Origin of the sequence: Xanthomonas euvesicatoria pv. euvesicatoria (assembly GCF_020880415.1) — a bacterium.
GTDB classification, from domain to species: Bacteria; Pseudomonadota; Gammaproteobacteria; order Xanthomonadales; family Xanthomonadaceae; genus Xanthomonas; species Xanthomonas euvesicatoria.
The window spans coordinates 57,721-73,610 of the sequence record NZ_JAJIUJ010000119.1 but is presented as its reverse complement, the minus strand read 5'-3'; the positions used below and the strand labels follow the sequence as shown (position 1 = coordinate 73,610).

At 67.0% G+C, this 15,890-nt stretch carries 11 protein-coding genes, 1 other RNA gene and 2 pseudogenes; 7 read left to right on the top strand and 7 right to left on the bottom strand.

The features are described 5' to 3' along the window. Positions 1 to 36: 36 nt before the first annotated feature. Entirely contained in the window at positions 37 to 2,694 is a 2,658-nt protein-coding gene (locus LN450_RS20925) for a TonB-dependent receptor (protein WP_011345808.1), read from the top strand. Positions 2,695 to 2,704: 10 nt separating this feature from the next. Next, positions 2,705 to 3,490, top strand: a complete 786-nt coding sequence (locus LN450_RS20920) for a DUF1868 domain-containing protein (RefSeq protein WP_011345807.1) — start codon at positions 2,705 to 2,707, stop codon at positions 3,488 to 3,490. A gap of 138 nt (positions 3,491 to 3,628) precedes the next feature. Here the strand turns inward: LN450_RS20920 and LN450_RS20915 are convergent, their stop codons facing one another. Both LN450_RS20915 and LN450_RS20910 read right to left on the bottom strand, forming a co-directional pair. After that, entirely contained in the window at positions 3,629 to 4,810 is a 1,182-nt protein-coding gene (locus LN450_RS20915; RefSeq protein ID WP_039419076.1) for a saccharopine dehydrogenase family protein, read from the bottom strand. 36 nt (positions 4,811 to 4,846) lie between these two features. Further along, positions 4,847 to 5,413: a hypothetical protein gene (locus LN450_RS20910; protein ID WP_039419079.1), complete on the bottom strand. Its 567-nt coding sequence runs from the start codon at positions 5,411 to 5,413 to the stop codon at positions 4,847 to 4,849. Here LN450_RS20910 and LN450_RS23380 point away from each other — a divergent pair. Both LN450_RS23380 and LN450_RS20905 read left to right on the top strand, forming a co-directional pair. Next, a pseudogene (locus LN450_RS23380) lies at positions 5,404 to 5,598 on the top strand (hypothetical protein); the annotation flags it as partial. The gene LN450_RS20910 and the pseudogene LN450_RS23380 sit on opposite strands and share 10 nt — an antisense overlap. A 582-nt stretch (positions 5,599 to 6,180) precedes the next feature. Continuing rightward, positions 6,181 to 6,257: non-coding RNA, sX9 sRNA (locus tag LN450_RS20905), on the top strand. A gap of 319 nt (positions 6,258 to 6,576) precedes the next feature. On the opposite strand, the gene LN450_RS20900 is transcribed toward LN450_RS20905, so the two are convergent. The 3 genes from LN450_RS20900 to LN450_RS20890 all read right to left on the bottom strand — a co-directional run bounded on the left by LN450_RS20900 (position 6,577) and on the right by LN450_RS20890 (position 9,785). After that, the gene (locus LN450_RS20900) at positions 6,577 to 8,316 is read right to left on the bottom strand and encodes a M56 family metallopeptidase (RefSeq protein WP_011345804.1); all 1,740 of its coding nucleotides are present in this window, start codon (positions 8,314 to 8,316) and stop codon (positions 6,577 to 6,579) included. A gap of 3 nt (positions 8,317 to 8,319) precedes the next feature. Beyond that, a complete protein-coding gene (locus tag LN450_RS20895) occupies positions 8,320 to 8,718 on the bottom strand; it encodes a BlaI/MecI/CopY family transcriptional regulator (protein ID WP_008572904.1) in 399 nt (132 codons plus the stop codon). A 191-nt stretch (positions 8,719 to 8,909) separates the two neighbouring features. Then, the gene (locus tag LN450_RS20890; protein WP_014088886.1) at positions 8,910 to 9,785 is read right to left on the bottom strand and encodes a LysR family transcriptional regulator; all 876 of its coding nucleotides are present in this window, start codon (positions 9,783 to 9,785) and stop codon (positions 8,910 to 8,912) included. 164 nt (positions 9,786 to 9,949) lie between these two features. Here LN450_RS20890 and LN450_RS20885 point away from each other — a divergent pair, with 164 nt between their 5' ends. After that, entirely contained in the window at positions 9,950 to 10,819 is an 870-nt protein-coding gene (locus LN450_RS20885) for an NmrA family NAD(P)-binding protein (protein WP_011345802.1), read from the top strand. Between the two features lie 79 nt (positions 10,820 to 10,898). Here the strand turns inward: LN450_RS20885 and LN450_RS20880 are convergent. After that, positions 10,899 to 13,204 (bottom strand): annotated as a pseudogene (locus LN450_RS20880) (penicillin acylase family protein). 341 nt (positions 13,205 to 13,545) lie between these two features. On the opposite strand from LN450_RS20880, the gene LN450_RS20875 reads away from it, so the two are divergent. Next, positions 13,546 to 13,890: a hypothetical protein gene (locus LN450_RS20875; protein ID WP_011345799.1), complete on the top strand. Its 345-nt coding sequence runs from the start codon at positions 13,546 to 13,548 to the stop codon at positions 13,888 to 13,890. 216 nt (positions 13,891 to 14,106) lie between these two features. On the opposite strand, the gene LN450_RS20870 is transcribed toward LN450_RS20875, so the two are convergent. After that, positions 14,107 to 15,384 (bottom strand): DNA topoisomerase IB, encoded by a 1,278-nt coding sequence (locus LN450_RS20870; RefSeq protein ID WP_011345798.1) that lies wholly within the window; start codon positions 15,382 to 15,384, stop codon positions 14,107 to 14,109. 56 nt (positions 15,385 to 15,440) lie between these two features. Here LN450_RS20870 and LN450_RS20865 point away from each other — a divergent pair, with 56 nt between their 5' ends. Next, positions 15,441 to 15,821: an I78 family peptidase inhibitor gene (locus LN450_RS20865; protein WP_011345797.1), complete on the top strand. Its 381-nt coding sequence runs from the start codon at positions 15,441 to 15,443 to the stop codon at positions 15,819 to 15,821. The last annotated feature ends 69 nt before the right edge of the window (positions 15,822 to 15,890 follow it).

Sequence of the window (15,890 nt, the reverse complement as noted above, 5' to 3'; positions counted from 1 at the left end):
GCCCTGCGTTGGGGCCACCGACGTTGATATCGTGCCATGCGCCTGTTGCATTCCCCGTCCCGCCCCCATTGCGCTGCCCCGTCTTGCCCACCGCCTCCGCATGCGCTGTCGCTTGCGCTGGGGCTGGCCTTGATCGGCTGGCTTCCCTCGCACGCCACCGCCGCCGACATGTCCGGCGGAGGCGACGCGCTGACCATGGACGCGGTGCAGGTGCGCAACCCGTTCCAGTCGCAGAACACGCGCGCCATCGCCACCAAGCAGGCGGCGCCCACCATCGTCGATTCGGTCGCCGCCGACAGCATCGGGCAACTGCCGGACTTCAATGTGGGCGATGCGCTGCGCCGGGTCACCGGCGTGAGCACGGTCGAGTACCAGGGCGAACCACGCTATGTGACGGTGCGCGGCCTCAACGGCAACTACAACAGCATGCTGATCGACGGCTTTGCCTTCGCCAGCAACGACATCGGTAGCCGCCAGGCGCTGATGGATGTGCTACCGGCCAACTTCGTGGACCGCATCGATGTGGTGAAGTCGCTGCTGCCGGAGAACGATGGCGGCGCGATCGGTGGTGTCACCAATCTGGTCACCGCCACCGGCTTTGCCCGGCCCGATGGCCTGCTGACCGCCTCGGCCAAGGGCGGCGCCAACCTCGTGGGAAGCCGCTATGGCGGCCGCACGCCGGTGGGCGAAGGCGAGCTGAAATGGGGCAAGCGCTTCGGGCGTGACGGCCAGTTCGCGTTTTTGGGGGCGGCCAGCGTCTGGCGCCGTGAGATTTCGGTGCCGCAGCAGGAAAATGGCGGCGCCCTCAATTGGTACAACGCCGACGGCACGCGCGCGTCGTCGGCCTATGGCGGCACCGGCGCGGCGGTGCCCAGCGAACGGCGCTGGTACAACTACGACAACACCCGCGAACGGCGCGGCGTGACCGCACGCGTGGATTGGCAGCCGGATGGTCCGCTCAGCGGCCATGTGTCCGGCTACACGTTCGACCAGCACGAATCTTCCGACCGCAATGCCCAGGTCGCCCAGGTGCAGAACAGCGCGCGCCTGACCCGCAGCGGCCCGCAAAGCGGCACGCTGGACAATCTCAACCAGCTCGTCGAGTTGGGGCAGCTGCGCTGGAAGCGCGGGCTGTCCGGCATCAACGGCGAACTGCTGGCCGAGCTGCCTGACCAGTGGCGCGGCGCGCTGCGCGCTAGCACCTCGCGCGCCACGGTGGACAACCCGCAGACCTGGGACCGGTTCCAGCAGAATGGCCTGGCTTACGGCTTCGATTGGAATGGCACCCTGCCGGCATTCACGGCCCTGGACCCGGCCCTGGCCGAGGACCCGACCCGTTACGCCAACCTCAACCACCAGCAGGAGCGCACGACCTACGCCGAACGGGTGAGCGACCTGCAACTGGAACTCCGTCGCAACATGGACGAAGACAGCCAGGGGCTGGGACTGGCCTTTGGCCTGCGACAGGTGCGCACGCACATGCAGACCGCGTTCCAGCGCACGACCTGGAGCGGGTTGCCTTATTCGCTGGCCGATGTGCTGGGCAACGCCACCTGCGCCCTGGGTTGCAATGCGCCCATGTTGATCATCGACCCGGACCTGGCCGACGCGCGCTGGGATGCGGTGTCCGGCCAGGCGCGCGGCGTGGCGGACATCACCGCGCAGAACAGCGGCACCTACAGCGTGGATGAGCAGGTGCGCGCCGGCTTCGCACAAGCACAGTGGCGCGGCGAGCGCTGGCGGTTGGCCGGCGGCGTGCGCCTGGAGCAGACCCGCTTCGGCAGCAGCGGCCAGCAATTGAGCGGCACCGTCTGGGCGCCTGTCAGTGCGCAACGCACCTACCGCAACTGGTTGCCATCGCTGGCCGGCCAGTTGCAGACCAGTGCCAACGGCACGCTACGCTTCGGCGCCTCGCGCTCGATCGGGCGACCGCGCCTGGACCAGATGGCGTTGAACGGCGGCGTGCTCACGCTGGGCAGCAACCCGCCCACGCTCAACCAGGGCAACCCGGACCTGCAGCCGCGTCGCTCGCAGAATCTGGACCTTGGCCACGACTGGACGTTCGACGACGGTGGCAGCCTGCTGTCGATCGCGCTGTTCCACAAGACCATCGACAACGAGATTTTCCGTTACGGCCAGCTGCAGAGCATCGACGGCGAGCAGGTGCTGGTCACCCAACCGCGCAATACCGACCGGCCGGTCCGCATGCGCGGCGCCGAACTCGGCGCGATCAAGGAACTGGGCCCGTGGCTGCCCGCGCTGGCCGGGCTGTCGGTCGGTGCCAATGTCACCTTCCTGGACGTGGACTACCCGGTGGTGCTCGGCGATGGCAGCCGCACCACCTTGTCGGTGCTGCCGCAGCAGCCCAAGCAGCTGTGGAATCTGACCCTGAACTACGCCCGTGGGCCGCTGCGCAGCACCCTGGCCTGGAGCCGTACCGGCGAGCTGTGGGACGACCGCTACCCCAACTACAGCAACCAGCAGGAGTTTTATCGCAACCGCTACCAACAGCCGCTGGACCGTCTCGACCTGAAACTGGCCTGGGATGTCTCGCCGGCAGTGGCAGTGAGCCTGGATGTGCTCAACCTGACCGGCCAGGGCTACGAATACCGCATCGGCCGCCACCAGGAATACGTGCAATCGGCCTGGAAAATGGCACCCACCGTGATGCTCGGCGTCAACGTCAAACTCTGAGGGTTTTCCCATGTCGTCGTTTCTGGACACACGCATCAGCCGCCGTCGCCTGATGGCTGCCGCCGGCACCTCGCTGCTGGCCACCAGTCTCGCCACACCGACCATGACGCCACCGCCCTCGGATGTGGGCCGCAAGTTTCTGCGCTCGCGACGGCCGATGCCGTTTGCCGGCAATACCTTCGTGGGTCATCTGGAACAACAGGGCGATGGCTACGACAGCTTCGACCGCGTGCTGAACATCTACCGCCAATTCCCCGAGCAGCGCTTTGCCCACAAGTTCGCCGTGCTGCCGCCGAGCAGCTACCACGTGACCTTGTTGGGCGGGGTCAACGAGATCGATCGTGCGCGTGGGCCCTGGCCGAGCGATCTGCCGCGCGACCATGCCTTGGCGGATATCAACGCGGCCTATCTGGCGCGGTTGAAGGAGCGCGCCGCACCGCCGCTGGGCGCTTGCCGCTTCCTGGTCAACCCGACCGCAGCCAGGACCGGCAATAACGACAATCTGCTGATTCCGTTGAAGCCGGCCGACACGCAAACCGCGCAGCGCCTGGAAGCTGCGCGCCAGGCGCTGATGCAACTGACACGCTTGCAGCGCCCCGACTACACCAACTTCCAGTTTCATATTTCGCTGGCCTACCTGTGCGACACGCTGGATGCGGCAGAACAGACGGCGTATCGCTCCGCGGTGCGCGGCTGGCTCACACAGCTGGCAGCCGCGGGGCCGATCACGGTGCCACGCTTTCATTTTTGTACGTTCAACGACATGGACGCGTTTCGCACGGTGCAAGAGGTCTGAGGTTGCGTGGAGTCGGCGGCGCAGCGATGTGCGCCGGCCACGTGGTTTCAGAACTCCCCGCCGCGCACAGAGCGCTTGGTTTTCTGCCTGGCGTGCTCGGCAAAGGCCTGGCGCTGCGCTCGTCTTGCGCATCGCCCGCTACCGGTGCGCTTGCGTCACCGCCGTGGTCATCTGCCACGCGGCACACTCCTGCTCGAACTCGGCCAGCGTCAGCAGCCCCATGCAGGCATGCGCACCGATCGGCAACCGATGCCCGGCGGCAAGTTTGCGTATCAGCAAGACCGCGGCGAAACACGGAATTTCCGGGCCGTGCAGCATTGCGGCGGTGAGGTCCCAGTGCAGCACCAGCGGGCGGCTTGCCCCGTCCGTGCCATCGCAGGTGCCGCGCAGCTCCACGCGCATGCCGCCCAGATCGGTGCCGAAGCGGTCGAACCAGCGCCCGGCGTTGGCAAACACATCGGCCAGGCGCTGCATCGGTAGCGGCACGCCGCGTCGACGTAGCCAGGCGACGCCGGCCAGGCAGCGCTGCAGGAACGGCACTTCCAGCGCCGCACGAAATTGCACGGTCTGCACGCCGGGATAGCGCTGCGGCAACAGGTCGTGATCGGGCACATCGCACGGCGAGGCCAGGCGTGGGGCGAGCTGCGCGAAGTGCACGCGCGTGGGGCGCGCCCAGCCCACCACCTGCTGCCAGCGGCCGGCCTGCCACCAGTGGAAGGGCGTGCCGCAATACGACAGCACCGCACGCACCGTGGCCAGGCCCAACGGCGTGCCCTGTGCGGGCGCGATGACGATGCCGATCTCGTGCAATGCCGAAAAGCGCGGCAACAGCGCATCGATCACCGCGCTGGACAACGCCGGCAAGGTACTGGCGCCGCTGATCGCCACGCGCTGGGCCTGCCGCGCGGCGGCATCCATCGCCGCGGGGAAATCGCGGACGAAGGCGCGGCCATCGGCCAGATCGATGTAGTGCATGCCGGCCTGCAGGCAACAGCGGGCCACCGCGTACTGCTGTCCCTGGAACGGCCCGGCGGTATGCACCACCGCATCGGCACCGGTGGCCGCCAGCTGCGCAGGGAAGTCGCTGGCATCGATATCCAGGCGACAGGTGGAGATGCGACCGGGTGCGGCACCCGGCCATTTGGTCGCGACATCGCCCGGATGCCGCCCTGCCGCGATGACATGGATCTGCGCCGTTGCCGCCAGCGCACGCACGATGCGTGCGCCGAAATGACCGAAGCCGCCCAACACCGCTACCCGATACGTCATGGCCTGCTCGCCGCCTGTGTCTGTGCACAGTATCGGCGAGCGCACCGTCATCTGCGCTTGTGCTGTTGCGCGGCCGGCACTCTGCCACTAACCGTCGATACGCGTCGCGCGCCCGCTTCTCAGTGCTTCGCGCAATACCTTCAATGCCTGCTGCGTGGCCAGGCGGGATGCACCGACCTGCTTGCTCGCCAACTCGGCCTGCCGTTGCGCCAGTGCCTGTTGCTGCCTGGACAACGCCTGCAGCGCATCGGGGGTTGCAGGCGGCTGCGCCGAGGTGGAGGTCGTGGCCGATGCGGTGCGTGTCGAGGCCTGCAGCAGGCGCGGCGCGGCATGCGCAGACAGCTGCGCGGCGAGTGTGGCCTGCCGTTCGCTCAAGGCCTGCTGACGTGCGGCCAACCCGGCTTGCGCGTCGGCCAATTGCCGGCTGCGCAGATGCGCCACGGCCAGCTGATGGAGCAAGGTCGGGTCACGCACCAGGTACTGCTTGCCATCGGCGCGAAACCACAACACCCGTCTTCCATCGCCAGCGTAGCGGCGCGCCGTCTGCAGATCATCGGGCGTGCCGTGCATCACTTCGCGATCGCCATGTACCAGCACGTAGGCATCGCCTTGGCTCTGCGTGTTTGCAATGGCATGGCCGCAGGATGTCGGCATGCCCACGCGCGGCCGTGCCGGCACAGCGGCTGCAGTCGGTGCAGCGGGAGCGACCGGTGGCGCTGGAGAAATGGCAGGTGCAGCGGGGGCGGCAGGCGCTGCGTTGGCCGCGGGCACTGCTGGTGCCGTCCGGGCACCGGCGACGGCAAGCGCAGGCGTCATCAAGGCGGCCGGCGCTAGCGCAGCGATCGCAGGCGCGCGCGGTGCAGCGACAACCGGCGCTATTCGCGCAACGGTACTCTCCGGTGTGACTGGCGCAACCGTTGCGATGCCACCCACAGGCAAGACATCGGCAATGGATGCAAGCTGCGTTGTTGCTGACGCAGCAGAACCAGCAAATACCGGTGCAGCAGGTGAGCTGCGCACACCGGCAACTGCAGGCACGGCAGAGGCGTGTGCGATGGCCGCGCTGCCGGCAACTGCGGCAAGGGCCAACAGCAACGCCGAGCGCAGGCACAGCACGGGGGAAGTGGTCTGGATCATGTGAGATCTCCACGAAAGGCACAGTGAGTTGAGTGCCGCCTGCGCAGGGCACGCAGGCGGATGGAAACAGCGATCACGCGGCCACGGCGTTGCCGACGCTGCAGGCGTCGTGACGCAGGAGTGCTGGGCTGTGGCGGGCCCGTGGTGATGCAGGTGCTGCCGTTACCCAGGCGATGCCAATGCAGTGCGCCGGCCGCTGCTTGGCGTCGGGACCTGCGCCGAAAAGCAGCGAAAGGTGACTCCACTCACCGCCCGGTGGGCGCCGGGCGGTGCTCTGAAACGGCATGTACCGCGCCTACACTGCGATTCCGATCGCGCTGGCCACGCCCACCCGACGACTGCTCGCGACGCTCTGTTCTCCGCTGTTACTGCGGCCGCGCGTGTGCCGGCCGTGCACGGCCGGATGTGCAGCGGGCTGCATGCCATGCGTTGCTGCTCCGTGGCCAACGGAACTCATCGCCGCGGTAACGTGCGGTCTACCGCGGCCCGCGCTGGTTCTCCCTACTGGACCGCTGCGGCAGCCGGCAAACCGGTGCGAACAGCTGTCGGCGATGGCGATCGGCTGGCGTAATGTGCGCGCCAAGAAGCGATGCGTTCCCGAACCTGCACGTGGTGCATGCCGACTGCTGGTACCGACCATGCGCACCTGACGGTGAGCGCAGCCGTCTGGTCAATCGCGCCTAGTTGTTCTTCGCCCGCTCTGCCTCTGCTTGCGCTTGGTCTGCCTCTGCTTGCGCTTTTTCGGCCTCGACCTGCGCTTGCGCTGCCTCGCGTTGCGCTTGCGCCGCTTCCCGTTGCCCACGTTCGGCCTCGGCGCGGCCCTGAAGAGCGGCCTGCTTGGCCATTTCGACCTGGTGCCGCGACAGCGCGTCCGCCTGGCGCACCGCGGCCGCATACGCGTATTGCGCCTGACGATGCTGTTGCGTCATTTCGCGAATCTGCTGCTCGGCTTGCCGCGCTTGCTGTTGCGCTTCCTGTTTGGCCTGCGCCAGTTCCGGGCCTAACGAGGCCAGTTGTTCGCGTGCGTCCTGCAATGCGTCCTGCGCGGCCTGCATGCGGTCTTGCTGCAGTTCAAGGTCGTGGTTGTCGGCAGCGAGCGCATCGTGCACGGCGGCTTGCGCGTCACGGCTGGCATCGCGGCGGATGCGGTCCAGGTCGAGATTCCAGCCGCTGTCTATCGGGTCTGCGTCCTCGTCATGCAGCGGTTCGGCGCCCAGCACATCGGCGATGACACCGTGCGTGGCAGGGGCGGCCACTTGCGCAGGCGCAGCTGGCAGCGCCGGCAACGCGCGCATCGGCGCTGCGGCGTCGGCAGGCTCCGCCGTGCTGCTGACCTGTGCACGCGGCGCTGCCGGGGCCGTCACCACGACCGGCTGCATGCCGGCAGACGTCACCGGTGCCGGCACCGGCATGGCCACCAGGCGCAGCGGCAGCACACCGCAGACCGCCACCGCGGCCAGAATCATCGCGGCAGCCAGCCGCGGAAACGCGTGGGTGTCCTGCAACATCGACAGCCTGCGCTTCAAGCTGATGAACGAAGGCGAGGCACTTGCCACGCCACCGCGCGGGCGCGGCGCCACACCCAGTTGCAGCAACAAGCGGCCGTAGTCGTGGCGGCAATGGCGGTGCCCGGCGACCACGGCGGCATCGCAGGCAGCTTCGCGGGCGATTGCATATTCGCGCGCGGCCAGATGCACCAGCGGGTGGAAGAAGAACAGGTGCTGCGCCAGCGCCGGCAGCAAGCCCCACCACAGATCGCCACGACGCAGATGGATCAGTTCATGGGTCAGCGCCATGTCCAGATCGTCATCGGCCATGTGCGGCAAGCGTGCAGCGGGCAGCAGCAACACCGGTTGCCACGGGCCGATCAACTGGGGCGAATCGATCTGCGCCGACAGCCGCAGCGCCGGCGGACGCGACAAGCCATGCGCTTCAGCAGCCATCTGCAACGCCTGCACCAGGGCGCGGTCGTTGCAGGGCTGCGCGGCGCGCACCAATGCACGGCTGCGCAGATAGGCGCGCGCCGTGCCGGCAGCCAGCACCAGCACGCCGGCCGCCCACAGTGCCAGCAATGCCACCGGCCAGGTCGACCAGGCGCCAACCTGCATGTCCTGCGCGGTGGCGCCTGCATGCGCGGCCGTGGATGCCGCGGCGGTGGCGTTTGCCAGTGGCGCCAGGCTGTCGGCCGAGCCCAGCGCCGTGGTCACGCTGTGCGCCGGCAGCACCGGCAACTGCACCGGGTTGCTCCACACCAGGCCCACCACCGCCTGCACGCCCACCAGCCACCACAACCAGGTCTGCGTGGCTGCCGGCAGGCGGCGCACGCCGCGGCACAGCGCCCACACCACCAACACCAGCACCGCGGTCTGCACGCTGGTGGCGCCAAGCTTCCACAACACCGCTTCGATCAGGGGCGACATGACTCAATCCTCCTTGCGCTGCGATTGCAGCTTGGCGACCAATGCTTCGAGTTCGGCCAGTTCGGTATCGCTGACTTCGGCGCGTTGCGACATCCACGCCACGAAAGGCGACACCGAGCCCTGCAGGGTCTTCTCGACGAACTGCCCCACCGCCCCGCGCACCACATCGTCCTGGCCGGCGGTGGCGCTGTAGCGGTACACACCCTCGACCTGCTTGCGGCGCAGGAAGCCCTTGGCCCGCAGCCGCTCCATCATGGTCAGTACGGTGGAGCGGGCGAGCCCGCGCGGCTCGCCGAACGCCCCCGCCACCTCGCCCACGCTGGCATGCCGCTGTTCTTCGATGTATTGCAGCAGGGCCAGCTCCTGGTCCCCGATGGTCTTGCCGCGCATGGCGCTCTCCATGACTACAGTTGTCGCTACCGTAGGGCTGACGACAGCTGTAGTCAATAGGTCGGATGGCAGGGGGGCGTGTGGGTGGCCGTGGTGTCTGTGTGCCTTTGCCAAGGCCCGATGGCACGGGCAACCGCTTGCGCGCAGAGGTTCGCCACGCGCTGGCGGACCTGGCGCACGTTCAACAGAACGGCGCCACCGCCCTACCCCTTCAACACCAACGACGCGTCCGGATAGCGGGCGCAGATGAAATCCACGAAGGCGCGCACCTTCGGCGCTGCCAGGCGCCGGGAGGTGTGCAATACCCACAACGCCGGCGCCACGCCGGAGATCGTTCCCCACTGCAGCAATTGGCCGCGGGCGAGTTGCTGCCACGCGATCGACTGCGGAATCAACGCAACGCCGCCACCGGCAATCACCGCATCGCGCACCATCAGGAACGAGGAAAACCGCATCCGCGGAATCGGCTCCAGGACCAGGCGCCCACCATCCAGCGTCCAGGTCGTGGGCTCGAAGCTGGACATCACCACGCCCGGCACCGGATGCACCGCATCGCCAGACGGCATGGCGATGGACGGTGCGGCCACCACCACCAACCGGTCCTTGGCAAAGCAACGCCCGACCAGGCGGCTGTCCGGGCTTGGGTTGATGCGGATGGCGACATCGAACTGCTCTTCCATCAGATCGACAGTGCGGTCCTCGGCCACCACCTCCAGCGTGATCTCCGGATAGGCCGCACAGAAGTCGGCGCCGATGTGCCCCATCGCCAGTTGGGAGAACAACACCGGGGACGCCACGCGCAAGCGGCCGCGCGGCGATGACAACCCCTCGCGCGCGGCTGTCATCGCCTCGGCCACCTCGCTCAGCGGCACCTGGGTGCGCTCCATCAACTGCTGTCCTGCCTCGGTGAGCTTGAGTCCACGGGCACTGCGCTCGACCAGGCGCACCCCCAGCTGTTCCTCCAGCTCGGTGATGCGCCGCGACAAGGTCGCCTTCGATCTGCCGCTCGCGCGGCTGGCCTTGCCCAGCCCCTGGTTGGCGGCCACCAGCGAGAAATCGATCAGGGCATTGAGGTCCATGCTGTTCCACATCTGAAACGGGATGTCTACATCATGGCGTCTTCGTACTGGCAGTGCAACGGCATATCGTTGCCCCACCCACCAGGCGGCCGCACCGGCAGCAGCACCACCGCACCGGCCGCTTCGCTCCGATCCAACCGTCCATCCAACGCAGGAGATTCACCATGAGCATTCTCGTCACCGGTGCCACCGGCACCGTCGGTTCCCTGGTCACCCAAGGCCTTGCCGACGCCGGCGCCCAGGTCAAGGCGCTGGTCCGCCAGCAAGGCAAACGCTCCTTTCCGGCAGGTGTCACCGAAGTGGTGGCAGACCTCACCGACGTCGCATCGATGCGCGCCGCACTGGCATCGGTGCGCACGCTGTTCCTGTTGAATGCGGTCACCCCCGACGAAGTGACCCAGGCGCTGATCGCATTGAATCTGGCCAAGGAAGCCGGCATCGAGCGCATCGTGTATCTGTCGGTGATCCATGCCGACACGTACACCAACGTGCCGCACTTCACCGGCAAGCACACCGTCGAGCGCATGATCGAAAGCCTGGAAATTCCGGCAACGATCCTGCGGCCGGCGTACTTCATGCAGAACGAAGGCATGGTGCAGCAGACGATCACCAAATACGGCCTCTACCCGATGCCGATCGGCGCACAGGGCATCGCGATGATCGATGCGCGCGACATAGCCGATATCGCGGTCGTCGAGCTGCTGCGCCGCGACCGTGCAGACGGTCCGTTGCCACCCGTCACGCTCGACTTGGTCGGCCCGCAGGCACTGACCGGGGTGGATGCGGCCAAGGTCTGGAGCGCAGCGCTTGGGCGCGAGATCGCCTACGCCGGCGATGACGTGGCCGCCTTCGAAGCACAGCTGGCGACGTACGGCCCGTCGTGGCTGGCCTATGACATGCGCCTGATGATGGCCGGCATCCAGCGCCTGGGCATGCACGCGGCAGAGGGCACGGTGGCGCAGTTGCAGGCGCTGCTGGGACGTCCGCTGCGCACCTATGAAGCCTTCGTGCGCGAGGCGACTGCGCCGGCGTGAGCGCAGGCGGCGTAGCAAACGCGGGGATTCTCGCGCTTGCTACGCGATGTGCGCGGGATCAGGTCGGTTCGCGGTTGCGTTAGTGCGCCTGCGCAGGCACCAGGTCGAAGATCTGTTCGGTTGCCGCATCTACCGCAGCGCGCGTGTACAGCAGCGGGAAATAGCGTCCCTTGAGCCATAGCGGTGCGAGGTCGCGGTAATGCGGGCTGGCCGGGTCGCCGGACTGGCCGGGGTAATTCATGGCGCGAGAGTTATCCCAATTGCCCAGGTCGATGATCAATCGTGCAGAAGGACCGATCGTCTGGCGAAAATCGGCAGGGTCGTAGCTGGACTGATTCGGCGTATAAGGGCTGCCGCCCTTGGCGAACGGACCGACATCAAGCAGCGCGCGATCGGCCCCGGCCACCGCGCTCATCGCATGCGAGATCTTGTTGGTATGCAGCTTGCCCCATTGCCACTGCGAGGCATCGGGGCCTTGCAGCGAGACAAGCGCCTGGTACGCACTGCGCAACGACTGCAGCAGCAACTGGTCGCGGCGTGCGGCCGGCGCTGCGCCGAACGCGGCGCCAGGATGTTCCAGCGCATCCAGCATGGCCGCGGCATCGGGCGCGCCGAAGCTGTCGGCCTCCGACGGCTGTAATCGCAACGCTTTGTATGCATTGCCCAGATAGCGACTGAACCAGACCTCTTCCAGCGCTGCGGCGGGGGACGTAGCGCTGACCTCGCCATTCCATGGCCGCAGCAACGTCAGTGCGGCGCTGATATCAGGGTCCTGCGAACGCAGCGGTCGCAACAATGCGGCCAGGCGTTGCGCGGGCAACGAGACCTGATCGTTCTGCAGTTTTTGCGAGTCCTCCAGCGTCACCTTGGGCAGCTGCGAGAGCACCTGGGTGATACGGGCATGGCGAGCCTCATTGGCCCACTCGAAGCCGAGTTTGCGCTGCGCAACCGGGTAGCCGGCGGGCAGGTTCATCTCGTTGGAGGTGGTGATGAAGCCGGCTTTGGGATTCTTCGACCAGGGCAACACCGTGCCGTCCCAGAAGCCGTTCCATTCGTAGTGGCCATCGCCGGGCACGGGCAGCAATCCATCGCCGTGATCGCGGCGCGGGGTCATGCCGGCGGTGGCCCAGCCGATGGTTCCGCCGACATCTGCATAGACCTGGTTGACCGACGGCGCTCCCAATGGGCGAGTGCGGCCTTGAACTGCACGAACGCGTTGCTGCGCAGGTAGCGTAGCGAGCCCAGATAGGGCGCCGCGCCGGGCTGGCTCCATACCGACCGCAGCGCATACGCCACATGTTTTTCGACATCGACATAGATCACCGGCCCGTGACGGGTGAATTGCAGCTCTGTTGTCACCGGCGCGGCGCCGCGCACGGCGATCTGTTCGTGCTCGCTGCGCAGCGGCTCCCATTTGCCCTGGTACCAGTACGCCGCGTTGTCGTCTGGACGCAACCGATACACGTACAGATCTTCCTGATCGATGTTGAAGATGGTCAGGCCGAACGCGCTGGTTCGGTTATGCCCGATCGCGATGCCAGGCGCGGTGGGCTCGCCGGCACCGATGATGTCCAGACCAGGGCTGTTGAGATGCACGAAGTAGCGAAGACTGGGCACGTTGTAGGCCCGATGCGGGTCGTCCGCCAGCACCGCGTGACCGGTGGCGGATTTCTGCGACGCGATGACCCAGTTGTTGCTGCCTTCGGCAGAGGCGTCATCGTCAATGGCCGATAACGTCGGTGCGATTGCCGCAAGTTGCGTGCTTGCGCTCAGCTTGGGGCTTTGCGTCGCCAGCTCGTAGACCTTCAGCACGTCTTTGGGCAGACACGGGTCCAGCCCGTCCGGCAGCGTGGTGGTCCAGGCCGGCTGCAGTCTCAGGCGTATCGCATCGACAGCCAGCGAGGCCTTGCAGGCGACGTTCGCACGCGCGACTTCGCTTTTGACATTACGGCTCAGGCCGGTGGTGCGGATGCGCAGCACATCCTCCGGCGCCCAGCGTTCGGGGCGATACCCCAGCTTGTCGAATTCGTAGGGCAGTGCCTGCGGGTGACTGTCCAGCCATGCGATATACGCATTGATGCCGGCGACGAATCGGCCCACGTCGCGCCGGGCAGTGGGCCCGTAACTGCTCCATTCCTGTGCCATGTCGCCGCGATACAGAAACAGCCGCGCGGCACGGTCCTGTTCCACATAGGTTGGCCCGAACGCATCGGAGAGATGGCCCAGCCCTTTGCGGCGAAGTAGATCCAGCTGAAACAAACGGTCTCGCGCCACATTGAAACCCTGCACGAAGAACGCGTCGTCGTCGGTCTGCGCGTAGATATGTGCCAGGCCCCACCTGTCCACGCGGATCTGCGCCGGCCGTTGGAGACCTGCCACCGTCATGGTGGCCTGGCTGGGCGCGGGCGCTGCACGTGCAACCGAAGGCGGCAGCGCCGCGCAGGCAACCAATGCAAGCAGCAGCGGTTTGATGGTCATGCTACCGATCGTCTGGGTTGGAAGCACGAGTCTGCACCTCTCGCGCTGCTGGGCGAGGCGCTGTCCGGAAACGCTAGATTGGCAAGCGAATCCAGGTAGCCCAGCGTTGGCGCAGCGTGTCCGGCGCGCTGACGATCATCGGCAGACACGGGTGAGGCCCGTCTCTGACACGGTGCCGCGCAGCATCTTCATGCCATCCCGACAACGCCACCTTCACGCTTGCGGCATTCTTGCCCTGGAGCTTCCCGATGATCCGTGTCCTCGCCCCACTCGCTGCCGCTGCGTTGTTGTCGGCCTGTGCCTCCAACCAGGTGGCGCAGGTGCAGCCCATCGACGGCGCCATCTCCGGCCAGTGCCATAGCGACAAGGTGCGTGGTGCGGTGGGTCTGGCGGCGGCCGCGCAGACCATCGAACGTGCACGCGTGGATAGCGACAGCCAGCGCGTCATCGTGCGCCGCGGCGAGCGCGCGACCGGCGGCACCACCGCCAGCGGCCTGGCCGACCCGGCTCAGGGTGCCAGCGAAAGCGGCGGCGATCAGCTCACCATCGAAACCGGCCCGAACAACAGCATCACGGCCATCTATTGCGGCTGAGGATTCGGGATTCGGGAATCGAAATTCGGGATTCGGTACGGCACTCGCTGCTGTCTGCGTCCCGAGGCGGCCACCTGGAATGGTTGACACCGCGTCGCTGATCGTCGCCAGGCGGACATGAGCGACGCGCAGGAACCGGCGCGCGCGCGGTACGCGATGCCCGCACACGCCGACACCCTGGCTGTGGCGAATGCCGTGGGTGTCAGCCTCGGGCGCTTACGCCGACTTGCGCCTTGCCGCAGACGTCGACTGCGTCTTGAGCCTGCTGCGCGAAGCGCTCAAAAACTTCAGCGTGGCCGCTTCCCACTGGCGCTCGCCACGCACACCGGTTGCCATGGCCTGCAGCTGGCCCGCACGCCAGCCTTCGAAGACGCATGGGTCGATGTAGGCCTTGCGACACACCGAGGGCGTGTTGCCCAAGGCATCGGCCACCTCACGGATGACATCGTTCTGCACTTGCTTGAGCGCACGTTCGCTGCTGCGCTCCGGCAGCGGCAGCCGGGCCAGGCGTTGCAGCGCGGCCAATGTGCCGCCCCAGGTGCGGAAATCCTTGGCGGTGAAGTCTTCGCCCATGGCCTCGCGCAGATAGTCGTTGACCTCGCCCGAGTCCACCGGCTGCAATTGGCCATCGTCGTCGCGGTACTGGAACAGCGATTGCCCCGGTAGCTGCTGGCATTGCCGGATCAGTTCGACCAGTTGCTTGTCGTCCACTTCGATATCGTGGTCCTGGCCGCTCTTGCCACGGAATTTCAGCCGCGCGCGTCCGCCCTTCAGAAATTCCATGTGCCGGTTGCGCAGCGTGGTCAGCCCGTACGAGCGATTGCTGCGCGCGTATTCGGCATTGCCGACGCGTACCAGGGTGTCGGCCAGCAACGCCACCACGATCGCCAGCACCTTTTCGCGTGGGAATCCCGGCAGCACCAGATCGCGACGCAACCGCCGCCGCAACTTGGGCAGCGCAGTACCGAAGGCGATCACGCGTTCGAACTTGCCTTCGCCGCGGACCTGCGCCCAGTCGGCGTGATAGCGGTATTGCTTGCGCCGCCGCGCATCGCGCCCGGTCGCCTGCAGGTGGCCATTGGGCTTGGCGCAGATCCACACGTCGGTATAGGCCGGCGGAATCGCCAGCGAACGGATGCGCTGCAAGGTGTCGGCATCGGCGATGCGTTGCCCGTCGGCATCGCGGTAACTGAAGCTCTTGCCGGCCTTGCGGCGACTGATGCCGGGCTGTTGGTCGTTGACATAGGTCAGCCCGGCCGCACGCGCGGTCGCCTTGGCCTGCGCCACAGCGGCTGCGCTTGCCACAGCGGCCGTGGCGACGGCGGCGCCGGTGGCGACCGCCGCGAGCTTGCCGGCCGTACTGACGGCGACTGCGGCATTGCGAACAACACGTTTGGCTTTCATTGCGCACAGGTCGAGGGACTGGCCGCGATTGTTGGCCGCAGCAAGACTAGGCTGCGTCAACGCTACGACAACGCCCTGTGCGCAAGCCATGCCCGTCGCGTGACTTTGTGCTTATGCTTGGGCATCCCCCTTTGCTGGAGTGATCGATGCGCGCTGTTCTACCTGTTGCTCGCCTGACCTGCACCCTGGTGATGCTGGCTGCATTGACTGCCTGCAACAAACCGCAACCCGATGAGCAGGAAGCCGTCACCGCCAAGGCCCAGCACGCGGCCGAACAAGCCGCTGCGCCCGCACCGGATGCAGCGCCGGAAGCGCCGCCGATCGGCACTTGCGATGCCACCCAGGTGCAATCGCTGGTGGGCCAGCCGTTGACCGATGCGGTGGGCGAACAGGCACGCAGCGATGCCGGCGCCAAGTCGGTGCGTGTGCTCAAACCCGGCCAGATGACCACCATGGAATTCAATGGCGAACGGCTCAATCTGGAAGTGGACGCCAAGAACGTGATCACCTCGGTGCGCTGCGGCTGAGACGGCCTTGGCGCCTGTCGCAAGACCGGCGCCAAGCCTGCTGGCACAAGGGGTTGCAGCGGTTCTCGT